This is a genomic window from Costertonia aggregata, assembly GCF_013402795.1.
Classification (GTDB): domain Bacteria; phylum Bacteroidota; class Bacteroidia; order Flavobacteriales; family Flavobacteriaceae; genus Costertonia; species Costertonia aggregata.
The window spans coordinates 2,787,438-2,808,894 of record NZ_CP058595.1 but is presented as its reverse complement, the minus strand read 5'-3'; the positions used below and the strand labels follow the sequence as shown (position 1 = coordinate 2,808,894).

Annotated in this window: 20 protein-coding genes and 2 tRNA genes; 8 read left to right on the top strand and 14 right to left on the bottom strand. The window is 38.5% G+C overall.

Translation table 11 applies throughout. From position 1 onward, the window contains the following. Positions 1-82: 82 nt before the first annotated feature. The 7 genes from HYG79_RS12925 to HYG79_RS12895 form a co-directional block, all read right to left on the bottom strand. Positions 83-2,899: a helix-turn-helix and ligand-binding sensor domain-containing protein gene (locus tag HYG79_RS12925; protein ID WP_179242491.1), complete on the bottom strand. Its 2,817-nt coding sequence runs from the start codon at positions 2,897-2,899 to the stop codon at positions 83-85. 78 nt (positions 2,900-2,977) lie between these two features. Then, positions 2,978-3,256 (bottom strand): ATP-dependent Clp protease adaptor ClpS, encoded by a 279-nt coding sequence (locus HYG79_RS12920; protein WP_179242490.1) that lies wholly within the window; start codon positions 3,254-3,256, stop codon positions 2,978-2,980. A 156-nt stretch (positions 3,257-3,412) separates the two neighbouring features. Continuing rightward, positions 3,413-4,276: a M57 family metalloprotease gene (locus HYG79_RS12915; protein ID WP_179242489.1), complete on the bottom strand. Its 864-nt coding sequence runs from the start codon at positions 4,274-4,276 to the stop codon at positions 3,413-3,415. Positions 4,277-4,355: 79 nt separating this feature from the next. Continuing rightward, positions 4,356-5,195, bottom strand: a complete 840-nt coding sequence (gene prmA / locus HYG79_RS12910; protein WP_179242488.1) for a 50S ribosomal protein L11 methyltransferase — start codon at positions 5,193-5,195, stop codon at positions 4,356-4,358. Between the two features lie 29 nt (positions 5,196-5,224). Continuing rightward, entirely contained in the window at positions 5,225-5,974 is a 750-nt protein-coding gene (gene tpiA / locus HYG79_RS12905; RefSeq protein ID WP_179242487.1) for a triose-phosphate isomerase, read from the bottom strand. A 42-nt stretch (positions 5,975-6,016) separates the two neighbouring features. Beyond that, a complete protein-coding gene (locus HYG79_RS12900) occupies positions 6,017-7,114 on the bottom strand; it encodes a BT_3928 family protein (RefSeq protein ID WP_179242486.1) in 1,098 nt (365 codons plus the stop codon). Between the two features lie 4 nt (positions 7,115-7,118). Further along, a complete protein-coding gene (locus HYG79_RS12895) occupies positions 7,119-7,664 on the bottom strand; it encodes a DUF1599 domain-containing protein (RefSeq protein ID WP_179242485.1) in 546 nt (181 codons plus the stop codon). 93 nt (positions 7,665-7,757) lie between these two features. Between HYG79_RS12895 and folP the strand changes: the two genes are divergently transcribed. From folP to HYG79_RS12880, 3 genes are read left to right on the top strand one after another with little or no spacing between them, the layout of a single operon-like run. Further along, entirely contained in the window at positions 7,758-8,579 is an 822-nt protein-coding gene (folP, locus tag HYG79_RS12890) for a dihydropteroate synthase (RefSeq protein ID WP_179242484.1), read from the top strand. Between the two features lie 58 nt (positions 8,580-8,637). Then, complete coding sequence (locus HYG79_RS12885; RefSeq protein WP_179242483.1) at positions 8,638-9,423, top strand: diadenylate cyclase; 786 nt, start codon at positions 8,638-8,640, stop codon at positions 9,421-9,423. A 17-nt stretch (positions 9,424-9,440) separates the two neighbouring features. Further along, positions 9,441-10,223, top strand: coding sequence for a DUF3667 domain-containing protein (locus tag HYG79_RS12880; RefSeq protein WP_179242482.1), 783 nt, complete (start codon positions 9,441-9,443; stop codon positions 10,221-10,223). Here the strand turns inward: HYG79_RS12880 and HYG79_RS12875 are convergent. Next, on the bottom strand, positions 10,220-11,986 hold the full coding sequence (locus HYG79_RS12875) for an ABC transporter ATP-binding protein (protein WP_179242481.1): 1,767 nt from the start codon (positions 11,984-11,986) through the stop codon (positions 10,220-10,222). The genes HYG79_RS12880 and HYG79_RS12875 overlap by 4 nt on opposite strands. Further along, positions 11,987-12,730, bottom strand: coding sequence for a tRNA pseudouridine(38-40) synthase TruA (truA, locus tag HYG79_RS12870; RefSeq protein ID WP_179242480.1), 744 nt, complete (start codon positions 12,728-12,730; stop codon positions 11,987-11,989). Positions 12,731-12,840: 110 nt separating this feature from the next. On the opposite strand from truA, the gene HYG79_RS12865 reads away from it, so the two are divergent. Then, on the top strand, positions 12,841-13,335 hold the full coding sequence (locus tag HYG79_RS12865; protein WP_179242479.1) for a metallophosphoesterase family protein: 495 nt from the start codon (positions 12,841-12,843) through the stop codon (positions 13,333-13,335). Positions 13,336-13,500: 165 nt separating this feature from the next. Here HYG79_RS12865 and HYG79_RS12860 read toward each other — a convergent pair whose 3' ends face one another. Continuing rightward, the gene (locus HYG79_RS12860) at positions 13,501-13,911 is read right to left on the bottom strand and encodes a DUF4293 domain-containing protein (protein ID WP_179242478.1); all 411 of its coding nucleotides are present in this window, start codon (positions 13,909-13,911) and stop codon (positions 13,501-13,503) included. A 185-nt stretch (positions 13,912-14,096) separates the two neighbouring features. Here HYG79_RS12860 and rho point away from each other — a divergent pair, with 185 nt between their 5' ends. From rho to HYG79_RS12845, 3 genes are all read left to right on the top strand, one after another. After that, positions 14,097-15,689: a transcription termination factor Rho gene (gene rho, locus HYG79_RS12855; RefSeq protein ID WP_179242477.1), complete on the top strand. Its 1,593-nt coding sequence runs from the start codon at positions 14,097-14,099 to the stop codon at positions 15,687-15,689. Between the two features lie 168 nt (positions 15,690-15,857). Then, positions 15,858-16,490: a hypothetical protein gene (locus HYG79_RS12850; RefSeq protein ID WP_179242476.1), complete on the top strand. Its 633-nt coding sequence runs from the start codon at positions 15,858-15,860 to the stop codon at positions 16,488-16,490. A gap of 814 nt (positions 16,491-17,304) precedes the next feature. After that, the gene (locus tag HYG79_RS12845) at positions 17,305-17,694 is read left to right on the top strand and encodes a DUF2306 domain-containing protein (protein ID WP_228027870.1); all 390 of its coding nucleotides are present in this window, start codon (positions 17,305-17,307) and stop codon (positions 17,692-17,694) included. 233 nt (positions 17,695-17,927) lie between these two features. Here HYG79_RS12845 and rpsT read toward each other — a convergent pair whose 3' ends face one another. The 4 genes from rpsT to proS form a co-directional block, all read right to left on the bottom strand. Continuing rightward, a complete protein-coding gene (rpsT, locus tag HYG79_RS12840; RefSeq protein WP_179242475.1) occupies positions 17,928-18,182 on the bottom strand; it encodes a 30S ribosomal protein S20 in 255 nt (84 codons plus the stop codon). A 44-nt stretch (positions 18,183-18,226) separates the two neighbouring features. Continuing rightward, positions 18,227-18,301 (bottom strand) — tRNA-Glu (locus HYG79_RS12835). Positions 18,302-18,394: 93 nt separating this feature from the next. Next, positions 18,395-18,466, bottom strand: a tRNA-Glu gene (locus HYG79_RS12830). 80 nt (positions 18,467-18,546) lie between these two features. Beyond that, positions 18,547-20,022, bottom strand: coding sequence for a proline--tRNA ligase (proS, locus tag HYG79_RS12825; protein ID WP_179242474.1), 1,476 nt, complete (start codon positions 20,020-20,022; stop codon positions 18,547-18,549). A gap of 128 nt (positions 20,023-20,150) precedes the next feature. Here proS and HYG79_RS12820 point away from each other — a divergent pair, with 128 nt between their 5' ends. After that, complete coding sequence (locus HYG79_RS12820; RefSeq protein WP_179242473.1) at positions 20,151-21,428, top strand: hypothetical protein; 1,278 nt, start codon at positions 20,151-20,153, stop codon at positions 21,426-21,428. Positions 21,429-21,457 lie beyond the last annotated feature (29 nt).

Sequence of the window (21,457 nt, the reverse complement as noted above, 5' to 3'; positions counted from 1 at the left end):
TAGTGTGAAAATGATAGGTGTATAGGTAATGTTAAGGTATTTTCAAGTGATGTAAAGGTACAGAATCAACTTGTTGAGTTTATCATAACTCCAATATATAGTTTACGAGATTGTCCTCGTGCTTTAAATTTAACTTTTTTCGCAGTCTATACCGCTTAATTTCAACACTTCTAGGCGATATATTAAGTAACTGTGCTACTTCTTTAGACGATAAATTCAAACGTAAATAAGCACACAACTTGAGGTCATTAGGCGATAAGGTTGAGTGCAAAGTTTTAATTTTTTTTAAAAATCCGCTATCAGCATTGTTGAATGCTTCTTGAAAAAGTTCCCAGTTGTTATTCTGCTTGAGATTTTGGTCTATAATATGTATTACCGGTTCAATTGAATTCGTATCCTCTACAGTATTGAGCTCTTCTTTTATTTTAATCAGTAATTCATTTTTCTTGATGATGCTCATGGTCGACACCGCCAACTCCTTGCTCTTACCTTTAAACTCCAATTCTAGTTTTTCATTTTTGATTCTTATTATCTCTTTTTCATTTTGAAGTTTGGCCAGCTCCATTTCCTTTTTGTTTCTATATACTAGCTTTTCACGTTGCTTCCTATAATGCCGTTTGTAGATAGTATGCATGAGGAACGAAAACAATAAAACACACAAGATGTAAATTGCTATCATTATATTTGATATATACCATGGTTTTTCAATCGTGAATGAATAAGATGCCGTATTTTTTGATATCGTATCACCTATTTTTGACCTAACCTTAAATGTATATTCCCCAAATGGCAAGTTTTTAAAAACTACATTGGGACTTTTTGACCATGTGCTCCAATCATCATAAATCCCTTCAAGTTTAGATTGATAGTAAGTAACCAAATACTTATTGTATTCAGGAACATAATATGAAAATTCAAGATTGTTATCGTTGCTATCGAAATTTTCTTCTAAAATTTTGTCATGAAGTAATTTTTCGTTCTTATTGCTGCTATTTTTTATTTTGGCAATATGAATTTCAAAATCCTTCACTATAAGCTTACCCACATCAACGGTAAAATAGCCAGATGTTGTACCGATTAAATATTTATCATTATCATTTAACTTGGTAATATTTTCATACCCAAGAATACCTTTTCGTATTTCCTTTGTTAACGGTATACTTTTTATTTTTGGAGTATTGCTAAGGCCTGCAGGGGAAACGTAACTTATGTTTGAATTCGTGAAAATCCACAAAATATTATCTTTCTTGTTAAAGATTAATTTTCCCGATTCATATTCATCTTCGGTATATGCCTGACTTAGGAAACTATCTTTGACAAATTCTTTCTTTTGGGTACTATATTCAAAAATTCCTTTTTTGTAAGAATACAGTAGTTGTTCGTTGTATTTTACAATGCCCGAGTTAGACCCTTTGATGGAATTATCAATAATGACGTTTTTGACTTTAGTAAAAGAACTATCAACATCCAATTCAAAAACGCCATTGTATTCATGATTAACAAAAATCTTGCTACCTAACTTTTCAAAATACCTTGATGAATTATCAAATCCCTCAATCTTGTTTTTTAGTTTGAAAGAAGTGTCCGTTTTCTCCAATACATACAGCCCATCATAATTTCCTTGCAGTAGGGTATTCGAGTCTTCATCTAATTTTGAAATCCCCCAAGTTCCTTGAATATTCGCTATTTTATCTACAGTATTACCATCAACGATGAACGTACCCGAATTATGGCCACAAAACAAAGTCCCATCTATTTCGCTCAGGCTCCAAACCTGCCCCTGCGTACCTTTGATAAAAATAAACTCTTCCGAGTTTACCAGTTCTTTATAAAATAGCCCTTGATTAGTTCCTAAATACAAATTATTTTTATAAACGGCAGATGTATAAACACTACCTAAAATTCCCTTATTGTCATTGTAGACCCTTATGGGAGCATTGATATTTATATAGCTTATGCCATTATCAAGCCCAAGCCATATATTTTTTTCAGCATCCTCAAAAACCGATAAAACCGTATTGTTGGGTAAGCCCTTGTTCTGGTTTATCGTGTATAAAACTTCCCGGTTTTCGTTTAAGTATATTAAGCCATTAGATATAGTTCCTAGAACAAAACTGTTATCGGTTAATTGTATGCCATCATAAAAACTTACCGATTTTAGAAAATCGTTCGAGGCCATTTCAGAGGCTGTTAGCAGTGTATCTTTCCAACTATAAAAACCATTGTCCTGGGTAAGAATTAATTTCTCTTTCCCGTTTTCAAAAATATTGATGACTTCATCATTTTTTACTACATCAGCATCCAATACCAATGAGTCCATGCCATACTCTATCTTAAAAATACCTTTGTTTATCCTTTGGAAATAAATATCGCCCCCGACCTTAAAAATTTTAGTAATCGTACTATCAGAGTCTATTGTACTCACCAAACCTTCTTTTATGTTATAGACATAGATACGCTTTAGAGATTGAAACACTATCCAATCTTCAACATGTATAATATTCCAAAACTCTTCGTCTTCGATTAATTCAATACCGATTTGCTGGGAAAGTGATGTATAACAAAGCGTACCTTTTTTATTTTTCTCCCAATATCCAAACTCCATAAAACAGCCCGTGTAAATACGGTTGTCGACTACTTTAACAGAGCGTAGTATTGACTCATTTGGTGATGGGTAAAGTCCCCAATCAGCCCCATTGTACTCTAATAAGCCCTTACTATTGGCTACATAAATAAGTTTGTTAGAAGATTGGGAAATGGCCCAATTTTGATTTTCAGCATGATAATCTTTAGGATAAAAATTCTGAACAGGAGGCATTTCCTGTGCTTTTAAAAACTCGTGGTGTGCAAAAAATAGTGAGAAAACAATAATATGCGAAAGCCAATATGTAAATCTCATAAAGTGTTTTGTATACCATACAAGATAGAAAAAGAAAATTATATAATCGGTAGCAATAAGAGAACCACAATTGTAGAACTATATGATCTCAGCACTTAAACCAGCTTGCAAAAGTTTGCTACACCTGGGTTTTAAATCATTGTACTCACCTGTTTTTACGGTGCATTTTCCATTATGATGTACTATGATCGAACATTGTTCCGCCTGTTCGGGCGTATGTTCGCAGACGGCCACCAATGTATCGATAACATGGTCAAACGTATTGACATCGTCATTAAAAAGAACAATTTCATTTTGCTGTACGGTCTCTTCTTCCAAAAGAAGCTCTTCTAAAAGTTTTTCCTTAACACTGGTCATTACTCAATTCTTTTTATAAATGTAATAAAATTTCTTGTAAACCGCCATTATCGAAACAAGAGTCCATAGAAAATATAATCAAAATAGGTTCTATGCAAGATATAATGAAAAAAGCCCTTTGCAGGGCTTTTCATATTTGTGGATTTAGATAAAAATCTAGTAGAGAAAATTCAATGCGGTAACATCGTTTCGGTTGAACTCACCATCTACAGTAGAGCTAAAACAGGCCAACATCAAAGATGTGGCATCATAACCTTCGGGTGTCCCAGGTATGGGATTTGCGCCAATACTGCCAACGCCCTCATTGGTGTTCTCACCACAACTTTGTCTACTAAACCAATCTGTGTGCCTAAAGCCAACGGAGTGACCTATTTCGTGGGTTATGACGTGCTCGTTTACATTAGTTGAAAATCCGCCGAGACCATAAATCTGTATAAATTTATTTGGGTTGCCATTACTTGGGAAACCAGCAACGCCCCCGCTTCTATTTGGGTTGTTTCTCTCGTTGTTATAAACCACCATATCTTTATCATCGAAATTAGTACCAAAAGTGAGGTTGAACCTAATACCCAAATTCAGTCGGTTGTAATTGTTGACCGCCCATTGCAATGCGGTACGTTCTTTATTGCTCAATGCAAAGCCATTTCCGGTATATCCAATTATTGAAAGTGTTCGAGGTCTGACCAAATTATTGGTATGGTAATTTTTTGAATCCAGGTCCTTAAGTTTAATGAACTGCTGCATTTGCTCACTTGACAATGCAATATCACCTTCCAGTTGATAACGCTTTTGTATAGTGCCATCAGGTAAGTGAAAATCGATTATGGAAACATCTCCAGTATTAAAGTAGCTAGATTTGAGTGTGTTCATAACCTCATCGGTCAATTCAAGTGAAGCATCAAGGATTTCCTTTTCCGCTTCAACTGAAACGGGGTCATCTACCTGTAAATTATCTTTTTGACAGGCCGATAAAACAAATAAAAACAAAATAAGAATCAGGGGCAATCTAAAATTTTTCATGTAATGTGTTTTAGGGTTAATGTTTTTCTTACAATTCCCTATTAATTTAGTAAAATTTTAACACGTGTCGTTAAAATGTTCAATAAAATCGATAAAATGCAGAAATCCAGTCGTTTTTTTCGAATTCATGCACAAAATTGAGTTCAAACTCTTTACATTTTGAAGTAATGGCAGGTAAATCGGTGCGATAAAATCCGCTTAAGAAAAGCATACCGTTCGCCTTTAGGGATTTTGCATATGCAGGAATATCGGCAAGGAGGATATTTCTATTGATATTTGCCATAATAATATCGTACTGCTTAGGCTTTAAAAGGCCAACGTCACCTTCATAAACATTTATATTGTCGCAATTGTTCCTTACCACATTTTCTTGGGCGTTCAGGTAGCACCAATTATCAATATCTATCGCATCAATATTTTTTGCCCCCTTCAAAGCTGCCAATATTGCCAAGACTCCTGTGCCGCTGCCCATATCCAACACAGATTTTTCACTGAAATCATTTTCTAGAATGTGCCGTAGCATCATGTAGGTAGTTTCATGATGACCCGTACCAAAACTCATTTTAGGTTCTATGACAATATCGAACTCTACATTGCGTTTTTCATGAAAAGGGGCACGTACGATACATTTATCATCAACCTGAATAGCTTCAAAGTTTTTCTCCCAAGTGGCGTTCCAATTTTCCTGTTCTATATCTTTTATTGTGTAGGTAATATCAAAATTTTTGTTTTGGAGGATCAAGATGTCGTTTAACAGTTCAGAAGACCATTCACTTTTTTGGATATATGCCAAAATACCGTGTTCTTCCTCAACAAAACTTTCAAAACCAGCTTCGCCAAGTTCGGCTATCAATATATCCGAAGCCGGTTGAAGTGGTTGAATCTTAAAATCATATTCTTTATAAACAGTATGGGACACCACAAAAAATTGAAGGGATTAAAATAATGCTAAATAGCTTTTATAATGGCAGTAAAATCATCTGCGACCAAGGAGGCACCTCCAATAAGTCCGCCATCAACATCTGGTTTGGAAAAAATTTCTTTTGCATTTCCAGGTTTTACACTGCCACCATATAAGATTGATACGTTGTTGGCTATGGCAACATCATAAGCCTCTGTGATGGTTTTTCTGATGAAGGCATGCATTTCCTGTGCTTGTTCCGGTGAGGCGGTCTCACCCGTGCCAATAGCCCAAACTGGCTCATAGGCTAAAATAATGTTCTTCCACTTGGAAGCATCAACATCAAAAAGGGCGTTCTTTAACTGATTTTCAACTACGGTGAAATGGTTGCCCGATTTTCTATCTTCAAGCTCCTCACCAAAACAGAACATTACGCGCATATTTTTTTCCAATGCCGTTGTGACCTTCTTGGCCAGTATTTCGTCAGTTTCCCCAAAATAGGCCCTTCTTTCCGAGTGCCCTATTATGACCGTATCAACATCTATGTTCAAAAGCATATCTGCGGAAACTTCACCCGTGTATGCACCAGTTTCCGCAAAATGCATGTTTTGGGCGATAACTTGAATTGTTGAGGATTGCAAAACACGAACAGCATTTGCCAAGCTCACATAAGTTGGTGCCACCATTACCTCGGCATCGGTATCCGGAAGTTTTGCGGCCAAGGTGGTTAGCAAGGCTTCGGTCTCTTCCATATTTTTGTTCATTTTCCAGTTTCCGGCAACTATTTTACTTCTCATGTTGTTGTATTATATTGTTATTTAAGTCTGCTTTGTTTTCAACTATTTAAACTTGAGTTCATCTACATCGTTATAATGTACTTTTTGGAGAATGGTTCCTTTTTCCAAAACCAAAATTCCAGGATTGGAGCGAACAATCGTTTTTAGGGTGGTTTCATCGGTAAAATAAAAATCAAAACCCAAGTTATACTCTTTGACCACCTTATCGGCAAAAGACTTCGCCGAGGCGGACATACCTATTACTTTATAGCCCTTTTTGATAGCTTTATCGGTTGTTTGTTTGATAGTGTCGAAAGTTTCAAATTGTGTCTTTCCCAAATCATAGGCAATTACCATAACCAGTTTTGGTTCCTGTAACAAAGATGAAGTGAAGTCCTCGCCCTCTTGTTCTATGGTAAAGTCATGTATCGGTGGTTCGTACCCTTTTTGTATCTCGGTAGTCGTAACATCAACGAATTCCCCATCTACCGATGGATAATCGCCTTTGGTAACAATAATTTTCTTCTCCCCGTTGATATTGAATTCCCATGCATATTCAAAAATTGCTTTTGGCGCATTTTCAGGTACGGTCATACCCTGAGCTATGTTCGCCCCTATTTTGTAAGGCCTGAAATCTACAACGGGAAGATGATTTAAGACATAATACGCATACATGCTGCACAATAGCAAAGAAACCAAGGTAATAATGCGTTTGGTATTTGACCCAATGGGAGAAACAATATATTTTTTTCCGATAAATAGAATTATGATGAGTACCAATAATATGACATCTTTGGTAAAGGATTCCCAAGGGGTCAATTTTATGGCATCACCAAAACAACCACAATCGGTCACCTTGTTGAAATAGGCCGAGTAAAAGGTAAGAAACGTAAAGCCAACAATCATCAACAACAGGCTCCATACCGTAAATTTTACCCGAAAACCTATCAAAAGCATGACACCTAACAAAACCTCAAAAATGACAACGAAAATTGATATGGTCAAGGCATAAGGTTCAAAAAAGGGAAGATCAAGCACACCCGAACTAAAATATTCTTCTAATTTAAAGGAAAAACCGACCGGATCATTGAGTTTAATGAGTCCACTGATTATAAAAAGTATACCTACAAAAATCCTACTGATACCTACTAGATACTTCATGATATTACGAATCGCTTTTCTTGAGGTGAATCATCGCAAAGACAGCATAATTGATCATATCCTGGTAATTGGCATCTATACCTTCACTGACCAGTGTCTTGCCCTTGTTGTCCTCTATTTGCTTTACCCGCAGCAGCTTTTGCAAAATCAAATCGGTCAAGGAGCTCACACGCATATCTCGCCAAGCTTCGCCGTAGTCGTGATTTTTATCTTGCATCAATTGTTTGGTCTTGGCTATGTAGAGGTCATATAATTTTATAGCGTCTTCAGAAGAAAGGTCGGGTTGATCGGCAATGCCTTTTTCCAGTTGGATCAAGGCCATGACCGAATAATTGATAATACCTATGAACTCTGATTGTTGCCCCTCATCTACCTTCTGTACTTTGTTCTCTTGAAGCCCTCGTATGCGCTGGGCCTTGATAAATATTTGATCGGTCAATGAAGGGAGTCTTAGAATGCGCCAAGCACTACCATAATCCTTCATTTTCTTCTGAAATAAATCACGACACGCTTGTATTACCGCATCATATTGTTCCGATGTATTGCACATAATTTGCGTAAATTTCGCTTTAAATTGTGAATTTGTCCAAAGTTCGTGTTTTAACTTGGTTTATCAAACACGACAATCCTAACTTTGCTTGTTATGACATTAAACTGTAAAGGTGTGCTAATTAACGTATCGTCCCCGAAAATCATGGGTGTTCTAAACCTTACCCCCGATTCTTTTTACGATGGTGGTAAATACAAGCATGTAGATGATGTTTTGAACCAAGTGGATAATATGCTGAACCTTGGTGCTACTTTTATTGATATCGGCGCATATAGTTCAAGGCCTGGTGCCCAAAACGTTTCGGAAGAAGAAGAGTTAAACCGTATTCTTCCTATTCTTGAGATATTGATGGGCAAATTTCCTGAAATCATAATTTCCGTTGATACCTTTAGGAGTAGCGTCGCAAAAAAATGTCTGCAAAACGGGGCTGCCCTCATCAATGATATTTCGGCAGGTAAACTAGACGCTAATATGATGCAGGTCGTTGCCGAGTTTAAAGTGCCCTACGTTATGATGCATATGCGGGGCAATCCAGAAACCATGCAACAACAGACCGATTATGACAATGTGTCGAAAGATATATTGTTTTACTTTTCGGAAAGGATTGCACAGGCCCGCTCGCTCGGCATCAATGACATTATCATAGATCCCGGCTTTGGTTTTGCCAAGACATTGGAACAAAACTATGAGCTTTTGCGGCAGCTCGAATTATTTCAGAACCTCGAATTACCCTTATTGGTAGGCGTTAGCAGAAAATCCATGATTTACAAAATATTGAAAACCGATGCAGAAAATGCACTAAACGGCACTACGGCCCTTCATATGTTCGCACTGGCCAAAGGAGCTAAGATTCTTAGGGTACACGATGTAAAGGAAGCTATGGAATGTGTCACGCTCTTTAATGCATTAAGGTAATTATAATCCGATTTCCGGTTTATCTATTTTAACTATTTTTACAAAAACCGATACCCGCTTGGACTTTTTAGATTTTTTGAATTTTAGGATTACGGACATTATAGACATTATTCTGGTCGCCGTACTCCTATACTATATTTATAAACTCGTTCGTGGGTCTGTCGCCATAAATATCTTCATCGGTATCGTAATCGTGTGGGGGTTTTGGAAGTTGACCGAATTGTTAGAGATGAAAATGATAAGCAGCATGGTAGGCGGCTTCATGCAGGTAGGACTTATCGCCTTGATCATAGTTTTTCAACAGGAAATACGTAAGTTTTTGCTAATGATAGGCTCCACCAATTTTGCGTCTAAACGCAACTTCATAAAACACTTTAAGTTTATGAAGGAAAACAGTTTATCATCTGAAGTAAATGTAGACGCCATTCTTGCAGCTTGTGAAAAAATGGGCACTTCCAAAACGGGTGCCTTGATTGTTGTGGAACGTAACAATTCGCTTGACTTTGTAAAATCTACCGGTGACAAAATGAACATTGAGGTTACGCAACCCATAATTGAAAGCATTTTTTATAAAAATAGTCCGTTACATGACGGTGCCGCAATCATCGAGGATAACTTTATTGTTGCCACAAGGGTTATTTTACCGGTATCGAATGAACGTAATATTCCCTTGCGATTTGGATTACGGCACAGAGCCGCTGTTGGCATTACCGAAAAGACCGATGCTTTGGCACTTGTTGTAAGTGAAGAAACCGGCAACATTTCCTATATCAAAAACGGTGAATTTGTATTGTTCAATGACATGGCCGAACTATCCACTATGATCAAAGAAAACCTAGTATAACCAACCCACCACTGACCATGGAATGTAAAAACTGCAATGATGCTTTACGAACCGATTATTCCTTTTGCCCTGCCTGCGGTGCAAAAATCATCAGAAATAGATTGACCGTCAAGAATTTGTCATATGACATAACAGAAAGATATTTTAACATTGACAACACTTTCTTGAGAACGTTTTGGCAAATGTTCACCAAACCTGAAGTCGTTATTGGTGGATATATAAACGGCATTCGCAAAAAATATTTGAACCCTATAAGTTATATGGGTATAGCACTTACATTGTCAGGTTTAATCGTTTTTCTAATGAAGAAAAAATCCGAACTTATAGATTTTGATGTATTCGGAGTGGGAACGCCTTCTGAAAAAATGCAACCTTTGTTTGATTTCACGACCGATTACCAAGCCCTGCTTTTTATACTTTACATACCCATGATGGCTGCTGCAAGTTGGCTTGCTTATGACAGGGTCAAATACAATTTTACCGAAAGATTAACAATATTCATATACTCTTTGGCGCAGTGGAGTATCTTCACTTTTGTACCGTCAATCCTCATATTGCTTTTTTATCCTGAAAAATATGGTGCCATTACTTTTCCAATGTTGGGGCTCATGTACCTTTATCTTGGATATATCATATGGAAAACTTCTAAAATAACGGGTACCGAACTGATCGCTAGAATACTCATATTCTACGTGTTGTTTACCATACAATATTTTACGCTTTCGCTCTTGATTCCGCTTTTTCTTATTTTGTCAGGTAGTATCGACTTTCAATATTTTGCTCCAAAAAAAATAAGTTAAGCCACTTCTTCTGCCATAAACTGGGCTTCATACAAATTGCTGTAGTATCCGCCTTTTTTCAGTAGTTCTTTGTGGTTACCTGATTCTACGATCTTTCCGGCATCCATAACGATTATCTTATCGGCCTTTTTTATCGTCGCCAAGCGATGGGCAATTATAATCGAAGTACGCCCCTCGGTAATTTTTTCGGTTGCCTTTTGAATGAGTTGCTCCGAATAGGTATCAACCGATGAAGTGGCCTCGTCCAATACCAAAATACTGGGATTGCTTACGTAAGCTCGTAAAAAAGCTATCAACTGCCGCTGCCCACTTGAAAGCATGGTGCCCCTTTCCTTCACATTGTATTGGTAACCGCCGGGAAGGCTGCTGATGAACTCGTGAACCCCTATTTGTTTGGCCGCTTGCTCAATATCGGCAACGGAGACTTCATTGTTTTTCAAGGAAATGTTATTGGCAATCGTATCTGCAAACAGAAAAACGTCTTGGAGCACTACGGCAATCTTATCCCGTAAAGAGGACAATTTGTATGCTTTAATGTCGATATCATCAACCAAAATCATACCTGAATTTATCTCGTAAAACCTGCTTAATAGATTGATAATGGTTGATTTTCCAGCACCAGTGGCACCTACTATCGCCACCGTTTCACCAGCTTTTACATCAAAGGAAATCCCATGCAATACTTCTTCGTCCGCTATGTATCCGAACCTGACATCGGAAAACGATATATCGCCCTTTACATCTTCTTTTTCAACAGTTCCCAAATCGTCTATATGACTTTCGGTATCCAATATTTTAAATACCCTATTGGCGGCGACCATGCCCATTTGCAGTGTATTGAACTTATCGGCTATTTGGCGCAAAGGTCTGAACAGCAATTCTATCAAAAAGATAAAAGTTACGATTATACCAGTGTTCTCACTACCTACATTGGCAACGTTCTGCAATACCCCAAACCATACCATTAAGGCTACGGCAATAGAACTCACACTCTCGGCTATGGGAAAAAAAATAGAGTTGTACCAAACCGTTTTCAGCCACGCATTTTGATGTTTCTCGTTGATTCCCCTAAAATTTTCCTTTTCGATTTCCTCACGGGTGAACAATTGAACTATTTTCATACCCGTTATGCGTTCCTGTACGAACGAATTAAGGTTAGAAACTTGTGCCCTTACCTCAATAAAGGCTACTTTCATAGCTTTCTGAAACAAGCGAGTCGCTATCATAATAATGGGCAACAATGCAAAAACAATCAAAGCCATGCGCCAATTTAGAACCAACATGGCAATTGCTGCCGTTAACATTTTAAGTAGATCGGCGACAATAACAAAAAAGCCTTGGCTAAAAATCTCTCCGATGCGCTGCATGTCGGCAACGGCTCTGGTAACCAACAAACCTATTGACGATCGGTCAAAATAGGTCATCTTAAAACCTAGCATTTTTTGAAAAAGGGAAATACGTACATCTTTTATAATAGACTCACCCAACCAGTTGGCATAATAATTAAACCCCAATTGGCTCAGGACCTGGGCAAAAAGTATGGCCAACATCAAAAGACTTAAAAACAAAAGTTTATCGGCGTCTTTGGGGGAAATGGCATCGTTCACGATGTCACCGGCAATTACTCCGGTAGCCACTGCGAAACCGGACAGCAATATAGCAGCCAAAGCAACACCATAAAACGTAAGCCGGTATGGCTTTGTATGCCGCATCAATCTTTTGAACAATCTAAAATCGAATGCTTTGCCTGTATCCTTATCCATCTAGGTGTATATGCTTTTGGGGTAGAGAATATTGGTCAAATATAATCCTTTTGCAGGTACTGATGGTCCGGCCTTGCCCCTATCCTTACTTTTTAATATTGTCTTAACATCTTCAAGTCTGCATTTACCAACGCCCACTTCCAGTAATGTCCCAACAATTGCCCTAACCATATTTCGAAGAAATCTATCGGCCGTAATGGTAAAGACCAGTTTTTCTTCATCACTTGTGAAAATTGCTTTTTTAACATCACATAAATAGGTGCGTACATCAGTATTTGACTTGGAAAAACATTCAAAATCTTTACGTCCCAACAAAAGAGATGCCGCCTGGTTCATTGATTCAACATTCAAATCGGCCTTTATGTAGTAAGCCGAATCTGTATAAAAGGGATTCTTTTTCTGTACTACCCAATATTCATAAGTACGCTCCTCGGCATCAAAACGGGCATGCGAACCACTATTCACTTTTACTATGTCTTTGACCGCAATATCATTTGGTAAAAAGGCGTTCAATCTATACACAAAGTTTGAAATGTCGTCAACGTTACCATTATCAAAATGGGCGAACATTTCTTTGGCATGCACGCCGGCATCGGTCCTTCCCGCACCAACAAGGGCTATTTTCTCACGTAATAATGCGGACATGGCTTTTTCCAAAACCTCTTGCACCGTTATGGCATTTGGCTGGTTTTGCCAACCGTGGTATGCTTTGCCGTAATATGAAAATTGGATAAAATATCTCAAAAGGATGTGCTAGTTTTGTGGAATGCAAAGATATTGAATACTTAAGATTGCCAGGCTATGGTTTTTTATTTTATCCAAGGTTTCAATACACTTAAAACACAACTTTAAGAATGACCAAAATACTGCTACTTTCCGATACGCATTCCCATATCGACGATGGTATTCTAAAATATGCCGAACTGGCCGATGAGGTTTGGCATGCAGGTGATATCGGAAACCTTAAAGTAACCGACGCATTGGAAAAGTTAAAACCGCTTCGCGCGGTTTTTGGAAATATTGACGATCATATCATTCAAAGGCAGTTCCCGTTGAACCACCGGTTTAAGTGCGAAGAGGTTGATGTTTGGATGACCCACATAGGTGGCTATCCCCCAAAATATAATTCGAGAACCCGGCTGGAAATTCAAAAAAATCCACCAAAATTGTTCATTTGCGGACACTCCCATATTCTAAAGGTCATGTGGGACAAAAAGTTGAATGTTCTACACATGAACCCTGGAGCCTGTGGCAAACATGGCTTTCACCAAAAACGTACCATGCTACGATTTACCATAAATGGGGCCGATATTAAAGATTTGGAAATTATAGAGTTGGGCAAGCGCTAGCAGTAGCAGCGGCATCCTTTTTATTTTACCATGAGAAGATACAGCGTATGACGCATTCGGGAGCCCCTTTGGTAGCGCAATGAAAATGCGATTACAAAATTAAAAACGCAAAAAACCCGGGAACAACCCCGGGTTTAACGCACTAATACTACTAAGATGTTAGGTTCAACGCAGACGATCTACAGATTTTACGAGATCTTCATCCTTTTTGATGGCCCTATTGGCGAGGACCAGAAAAACGATAGAAATTACAGGAATCAACATCCCAATACCCTTCTCGGAAACCAAGGTCTCTCCGGATAAATTTAGTGATCGGTAAACGAAAAATCCTAGTAAAAAAAGGTTCAATATCATATTCAGCCTGTTTACCACAAACTGATGTTGTCTGTTCTTAAAAAGCAGTATGGACACCAAAGCCAATACCGCTGAGGCATAAAAGGCAATAGAGATGAACATTTCATTTTTGGCGAAAATCTCATTACCGCTGGCATCTGACCAAAGGTTTACCCAAAATGGTAAAATACCCGTAACGAGTATAACCAATATCAAATAAACGGTCTGTATTCTCTGAATCATGTCCAAACTTGCTCAATACTACAAAAATAAGCCTCTTTTTAAAAATTATAAGTCAAATCTTAAAAATAATTTGTAATATTGTTTTGTTATTAGTTATAGCACTTACCCACAGGGATATCACTCCCGAGTAATACCCAAATAACAATACACTTCATTTTACAGATATATAATTTATTACATACTACATGTTTGAAATTTCAGATTTAAAATCAAAGAAGCTTCCCGAGCTTCAGGAAATTGCCAAGGGATTAAACGTACCTAAATTCAAAACACTTAAAAAATTGGATTTGGTCTATCAAATTCTTGATTTGCAGGCGGCCAACCCTAAAGCAGTGGCAAAAGCAGTGCCAGAAACAAAAGAAGAAAAACCAAAACCCAAACCAAGACCTAGAAAACCTAGAGTGGCCAAAGAAACTTCAAAACCCGCTGAAGCAGAAAAACCTAGAGCAGAGGAAAAAACCGAATCTGCACCCGCTGCCAGACCCAAGCCAAATCCGAGACCTAGGAACGATAAAAAAGAGAACCAAAAAAATACGCCGCAACAAAACAAAAACCAGAACAACCATAAGAACCAAAATTCACGTCACCAAAAAAACGGCAGTTACGACAAAAGTAATTTTGATAAAGATTTGAAAAATCGTTACAAGGAGCCGGAATTTGAATTTGACAGTATTATCGAAAGCGAAGGCGTTCTTGACATCATGCAGGACGGTTACGGATTTTTACGTTCTTCCGATTACAATTATCTATCCTCTCCCGATGACATTTATGTATCCCAATCTCAGATACGCCTGTTCGGACTTAAAACAGGGGATACCGTTCTTGGCAATGTACGCCCGCCCAAAGAAGGGGAAAAGTATTTCCCTTTGATAAAAGTGAACAAAATCAATGGCATAGACCCACAAATTGTACGCGACAGGGTTTCCTTTGAGCATTTGACACCATTATTCCCACAAGAAAAGTTTAATCTGGCCGAGCGCCAAAGCACCATATCTACCCGCATCATTGATTTGTTCTCGCCCATCGGAAAAGGGCAAAGGGGTATGATCGTCTCGCAACCTAAAACAGGTAAGACCATGTTGTTGAAAGACATTGCGAACGGTATTGCGGCCAATCACCCAGAAGTATATCAAATTATTCTTTTGATCGATGAACGCCCAGAAGAGGTTACCGACATGCAACGTAATGTACGTGGCGAGGTTGTAGCCTCAACTTTTGACAAAGAAGCTACCGAGCATGTTCGTGTCGCCAATATTGTTTTGGAAAAAGCCAAGCGCTTGGTAGAATGTGGGCATGATGTGGTTATTTTGCTAGACTCTATTACCAGACTGGCAAGAGCTTACAACACGGTACAACCGGCATCGGGCAAGGTATTAAGTGGTGGTGTGGATGCTAACGCTCTGCACAAACCAAAACGCTTTTTTGGAGCGGCCCGTAACATAGAAGGCGGTGGGTCTTTATCCATTATTGCCACCGCCCTAACGGAAACCGGTTCCAAGATGGACGAGGTTATTTTCGAAGAATTCAAAGGAACGGGCAACATGGAGCTTCAATTAGATCGTAAGATTTCCAATAGGAGAATATTCCCGGCCATTGACCTCACTTCATCCAGTACACGTAGAGATGACCTTTTATTGGACGAAGCTACGATACAGCGCATGTGGATCATGCGTAAATATCTGGCCGATATGAACCCGGTAGAAGCTATGGAATTTATTGAGCAGCGTTTTAAACAGACCAAAAACAATGAAGAGTTTTTAATGACGATGAACCAGTAACAAAAAAAATTGGTTATTGTGAAAAATCCCTATGGTCTACACCATAGGGATTTTTGTTTTCTTACATTCTGTATATCGAATAGTTATACTTTCTTTTTCTTTTGAAAGAATAAGTCCTATTTTTAGGGAAAATTCCCCACCTTTTATAAACATATAACCATAACGCTTATGAAAACACTACAAAAATGTATCCTTGGTTTTTTAGGGCTCTCGCTATTCACCATCGCAGCTTGCCAAGAACAACCCAAAAAAGAGACTCCCGTAGAGGAAGAGGAACCTGAAATGGTAAAAGTGCCGGAAGGTATTATTACGTTGAGGGAAGCCAAAATATTATGCGAAAATTATGAAAACCGAAGAGTGAATATTATCAAGGGGTATGAAATGGAGCAAAACAACGCTACCGAAGCATTTGTGCCCACGCAATTTATCGACTTTGATTTCAAGACCATTGAACGGTATGTAAAATATGTAAAACGAAAGGCACGAAAAGCCAAGGTAAAGCCAGATAGTCTTCGCATTTACTTAGGAAATTATGGGGCCGATGGTAAAGATAAATATAAGAATACCGTTTTTGTACTACCTACCACCACTATTGATGGAGATCACGGCGGTTTTTATATTGATGCGGACGGAAAGGCCAAACTAGTTCGGAATTATTGGCCTAAAGATGAAAATGGAAACCAAATGGGCGATGAAAAATCCGAAGCAGGTTTCTTGCCTACGCTAAACATGCTTTTCCAAGATGAAAGTTTAATTTTAAACGATGGCCATAGTGGCCCACCTCCATCTACTGATTTTTAGTTAAGTTATGGGCCAAGTAATTATTGAGTTTTTCGAAAATAGCTACTTTGTTATTTTTTACGGAATTACTTGGCTTATAGCAATAGTCACATTTAAAAAGTATTTTGATACTTTACTCAAGTATTTTCCCATATTTATTTCTTTTACTTTTTTTGCTGAATTGTTGGGTAGTTTAGTGAAGTATCATGAAAATTACCAACTAATTTTTGGTTACGAGAACCATAATAATACTTATATAATCTATAATTTTTATCATTTACTTTATTTCCCGTATTTCTTTTACGTCTATTGGAACTCAGTACCCAATATTGTACATAAAAAAATAATTAAGTACGGTGGGGGGATATTTATTTTATCAAACATAATTAATTCATTTGTTCAAAACCCCTTGGTTGAACCTATGATATATGCCTATTTATCTGGAACGATTTTATTGATTTATTGTACTGCTGTTTATTTTAAAAGTGTAGTAAGCGAAAACGCTATTTCGGTATTGAAATATAGCTTGTTGTTTTGGGTAAGCTTGGGACTAATAACCTTTCATACAGTATATTTCCCTCTAAAAATATTTAGACAATTTAAATATGAATTATATGAGCCTTTGAGAGATTTACACCTCTCTATGATAGTTGTAATGTATGTTTTTTTTAGCATCGGTTTTATCATATCTAAAAGAAAAGCTTTTAGATAGAACATTTTTTGGATATAGATAATTTCGTTTTGAGTAAAACATTTTATACCCATACCCGCAAAATTCGTGATTGATTGTTATTTATACGATATTAACCTGTACTAGAAACCAAAAAAACAACCAATGACTACTTATTCTTTTTTAATGTATGCCCATTTAATAACGGTCGTACCCTGCATTTTTCTGGGAGCCTTTTTGTTTTTTACTACAAAAGGGACCAAAAATCATAGGGGTATAGGAAAAATTTATATGGTTCTCATGCTGTTTACGGCCATTGCGAGTCTATTTTTACCGGCGCAAGTTGGGCCACAGTTTTTGAACCATTTTGGTTGGATACACTTGTTTAGCTTCTTGACCTTATATTCTATTCCCACAGCTCTGTGGGCCGTACGAAATGGGAAAATTAAAAAACACAAGACAAAAATGATATTATTATATATTGGGGCAATTGGTATTGCTGGCGGCTTTACATTGGCACCGGGCAGATACCTACATGGTATTTTCTTTGGATAATATTTAACGTGAATAATTGATAAGAGTTGGATTGTCACTTCGAGTGAAATTATAGAAGAATCTAGAAGTCTTTTTAATAAGAAATCCACTTGTTTCCGACACGCCAAATCATAGATTTGACACTCAAACTGACGTAAATTCCTTATCCGTTATTCACGTTATTTATAGTGATATTTAAACAAAAAAAACGTCCGTTTCTTCAAACGGACGTTTTTATATTTTGAAGTAATGCGTTATTGTAGAGCAGCAACGTGCTTGGACAACTTACTTTTTAAATTTGCAGCTTTGTTCGCATGTATGATGTTACGCTTCGCCAATTTATCTATCATACTAACAACAGATGGCAATAGTGCTTCAGCATCTTTTTTAGCTTCTGTAGAGCGCAATTTTTTGATTGCGTTACGGGTAGTTTTATGCTGATACTTATTGCGTAAACGTACCGCTTCGTTTCTTCTGATTCTTTTTAATGCCGACTTGTGATTTGCCATTTTACTTCTTTGTTATATTTTTTTGGACAATTGCCCTAATAATCTGGTAGCCCGTAGGGGAATCGAACCCCTGTTACCAGGATGAAAACCTGGCGTCCTAACCCCTAGACGAACGGGCCATTTTCTAAAATTAAAAGTACGAATACCGAGTACAAATGTAATACTTAGAATATTTACTTAAAACCTTGTACTTGTAACCTCGTGTACCTTTGTAGCCCGTAGGGGAATCGAACCCCTGTTACCAGGATGAAAACCTGGCGTCCTAACCCCTAGACGAACGGGCCATTGCTTTATACAATTGCGGATGCAAAAATACAATTATTTTTTACTATCGCAACAACTAGATATTATTTTTTTCTTTCTTTTAATAAGCTTTCGCAAATAGGACTCTTTTATCGGATGGCCTACCAGTTACCATACAGGCGCCATTTTCGATTTTCACATCCATAGGTATACATCTAATGGTTGCTTTTGTCTCATTCTTTATACGTTCCTCGGTAGCTTCCGTTCCATCCCAGTGGGCAGAAATAAATCCCCCTTTATTTTCCAAAACTTCTTTAAACTCCGCATAGGAATCTACCTGGGTTATATGTTCGGACCTAAAGTCCAAAGCTTTTTTATAAATATTCGCCTGTATATCTTCCAACAAAAATTCTATTTTCTCAATGATAGCGTCCGCAGAAATCGACTCTTTTTGTAGCGTATCCCTGCGCGCAACCTCATACGTACCATTTTCAATATCTCGCTGGCCAATGGCCAATCGTATGGGGACGCCCTTTAGTTCGTATTCGTTAAACTTAAAACCAGGTTTGTGCGTATCCCTATTATCGAATTTTACCGAAATACCTTTAGCTCGCAGTTGTTTCACCAATGGGTTCACTTTTTCGGAAATAGCATCCAATTGCTCCATACCTTTATAAATAGGCACTATAACTACTTGTATAGGTGCCAATTTCGGAGGAAGTACCAATCCGTTATCGTCGCTATGGGTCATGACCAAAGCTCCCATTAGCCGGGTTGAAACCCCCCAAGAAGTGGCCCAAACATAATCTTGTTTACCTTCTTTATTGGCAAATTTCACATCAAACGCTTTGGCGAAATTTTGTCCCAAAAAATGGGACGTTCCGGCCTGTAGTGCCTTTCCATCTTGCATTAAGGCTTCAATACAATAAGTATCCAAAGCACCTGCGAAACGTTCACTGGCGGTCTTTGTGCCTTTGATTACAGGAACTGCCATGTGGTTTTCGGCAAAATCGGCATAAACGTTCATCATTAGCTCTGCCTCATCTATGGCCTCTTTTTCGGTGGCATGTGCGGTATGGCCTTCTTGCCACAGAAATTCGGCCGTTCGCAAAAAAAGTCGGGTACGCATTTCCCAACGTACCACATTCGCCCATTGGTTTATCAAAAGCGGTAAATCCCGATAGGATTGGATCCATTTTCTATAGGTATCCCAAATAATGGTCTCAGAGGTTGGCCTTACGACTAATTCTTCTTCCAGTTTGGCCTCCGGATCTACTATAATACCACTACCATCTTCGGCATTTTTGAGTCGATAGTGGGTCACGACCGCACACTCCTTGGCGAAACCCTCTACATGGCTGGCCTCCTTGCTCAAATAGGATTTGGGTATGAAAAGTGGAAAATATGCATTTTCATGCCCCGTCTCTTTGAACATTTTGTCCAACCCTGCTTGCATTTTCTCCCAAATGGCGAACCCGTAAGGTTTTATGACCATACAGCCCCGTACACCGGAATTTTCGGCCAAATCGGCTTTTACCACCAATTCGTTATACCATTTGGAATAATCCTCGCTTCTTTTCGTTAAATTTTTACCCATTATCAAAACTTTGGCACAAAACTTGTGTCTTTATTAATAAAATAATTTGGTAAAACTAGTTATTTTTAAAATGTCCAACAATTAAATTTATACTCATGATACATTCGCTACCCCGCACAAAATACCAAATGGCAACTTTAGTTGTCTTGGTCTCTTTTTTGTTTATCTCCTGTGGTTCGTACCAACAGGCTTCGTACTATGACAATGATGGAATATACTCCAATGGAACACGACAAGTGACCGAAGCCAATCCCAACATACAACAAAGCGCGGTAACCGTTCAGAGAAACGGAAACAATGTGTACGAGGATTATTTTGATAGAAAATCCCAAGAGATAAATCAAATAATGGACGGTGAGGTTTTTACCGATATAGATGATTATTATAGCGGTGCCGAAAACGATAATTTTGAAGTAGCCGAACAGACCGATTACTTTAACGACACCAACAACAACTATAACGGCAATCCAGGATGGGGGGACAACCCTACCAACGTAAATATTAATTTTTATGATAATGGCTGGAACAATTTTGGCTGGGGCGGTGGCTTTGGCTGGGGTTGGAACGACCCATGGTTATGGAATGGCGGCTTTGGTTGGGGCGGTGGCTTCGGATGGGGAGGCTTTGGCTGGAACAGATGGAATAGATGGAACAGGTTTAACAACTGGGGCTGGGGTGGCGGCTTTGGTTGGGGCTGGAACGACCCATGGTTATGGAATGGCGGCTTTGGTTGGGGCGGTGGCTTCGGATGGGGTGGTTTCTACGGAAATCGTTGGAACAGGTTCAACAACAATAGATATGCGTTCAATTCGGGAAGACGTGGATATTACAACAACAGAAACAGTATCGCAAACAATTCATTAAGGGGTAGATCAAATGCAAATAGAAGTGCTACCCGTTACAGGACCAATAGCAGCCGATACAATTCCAATGCAAACACGTCGCGTTACAGATCAAACGGCAACACCAGCAGGTATAGGGGCAACTCAAGTTCTCGAAGAAATGTTGGGGTAGACCAAAACAGGGCCTACAGGAGCAGTAGAAGCACAAGGGCCACACCAAGGTACAACAGTAGCTCAAGAAATTACCGAAGCTCTTCGCCTTCAAATAGTGGGTACAGAAGAGGAACGTCGAGCGGTGTACGCAGCGGGAACAGATCGGGCAGCTACAGGAGCAGTGCAAGAACCTCATCGCCAAGAACATCGTCTTACAGAAGTTCTGGAAGAAGTAGTTCAAGAAGTAGCGGAAGTTATAGAAGCTCTGGAGGTAGTTCCAGAAGTTCAGGAAGCTACCGTAGTTCAGGAGGAAGTTCAAGGAGTTCGGGCAGTTACAGGAGCTCAGGAGGTTCTTCACGATCAAGTGGTGGCTCTAGGTCAAGTGGTAGAAGTGGTGGCAGAAGAGGATAGACCACAAACAATCAAATGATTAAAAATTA

Bases quoted from the DNA above. Each gene is read 5' to 3' on its own strand.
- tpiA (WP_179242487.1), bottom strand. From the start codon at position 5,974: ATGAGAAGTAAAATAGTTGCCGGAAACTGGAAAATGAACAAAAATATG.
- folP (WP_179242484.1), top strand. From the start codon at position 7,758: ATGACATTAAACTGTAAAGGTGTGCTAATTAACGTATCGTCCCCGAAA.
- HYG79_RS12925 (WP_179242491.1), bottom strand. From the start codon at position 2,899: ATGAGATTTACATATTGGCTTTCGCATATTATTGTTTTCTCACTATTT.
- HYG79_RS12875 (WP_179242481.1), bottom strand. From the start codon at position 11,986: ATGGATAAGGATACAGGCAAAGCATTCGATTTTAGATTGTTCAAAAGA.
- HYG79_RS12820 (WP_179242473.1), top strand. From the start codon at position 20,151: ATGGCAACTTTAGTTGTCTTGGTCTCTTTTTTGTTTATCTCCTGTGGT.
- HYG79_RS12845 (WP_228027870.1), top strand. From the start codon at position 17,305: ATGACTACTTATTCTTTTTTAATGTATGCCCATTTAATAACGGTCGTA.
- HYG79_RS12860 (WP_179242478.1), bottom strand. From the start codon at position 13,911: ATGATTCAGAGAATACAGACCGTTTATTTGATATTGGTTATACTCGTT.
- rpsT (WP_179242475.1), bottom strand. From the start codon at position 18,182: ATGGCAAATCACAAGTCGGCATTAAAAAGAATCAGAAGAAACGAAGCG.
- HYG79_RS12915 (WP_179242489.1), bottom strand. From the start codon at position 4,276: ATGAAAAATTTTAGATTGCCCCTGATTCTTATTTTGTTTTTATTTGTT.
- HYG79_RS12865 (WP_179242479.1), top strand. From the start codon at position 12,841: ATGACCAAAATACTGCTACTTTCCGATACGCATTCCCATATCGACGAT.
- HYG79_RS12900 (WP_179242486.1), bottom strand. From the start codon at position 7,114: ATGAAGTATCTAGTAGGTATCAGTAGGATTTTTGTAGGTATACTTTTT.
- rho (WP_179242477.1), top strand. From the start codon at position 14,097: ATGTTTGAAATTTCAGATTTAAAATCAAAGAAGCTTCCCGAGCTTCAG.
- HYG79_RS12880 (WP_179242482.1), top strand. From the start codon at position 9,441: ATGGAATGTAAAAACTGCAATGATGCTTTACGAACCGATTATTCCTTT.
- HYG79_RS12850 (WP_179242476.1), top strand. From the start codon at position 15,858: ATGAAAACACTACAAAAATGTATCCTTGGTTTTTTAGGGCTCTCGCTA.
- HYG79_RS12895 (WP_179242485.1), bottom strand. From the start codon at position 7,664: ATGTGCAATACATCGGAACAATATGATGCGGTAATACAAGCGTGTCGT.
- proS (WP_179242474.1), bottom strand. From the start codon at position 20,022: ATGGGTAAAAATTTAACGAAAAGAAGCGAGGATTATTCCAAATGGTAT.
- HYG79_RS12920 (WP_179242490.1), bottom strand. From the start codon at position 3,256: ATGACCAGTGTTAAGGAAAAACTTTTAGAAGAGCTTCTTTTGGAAGAA.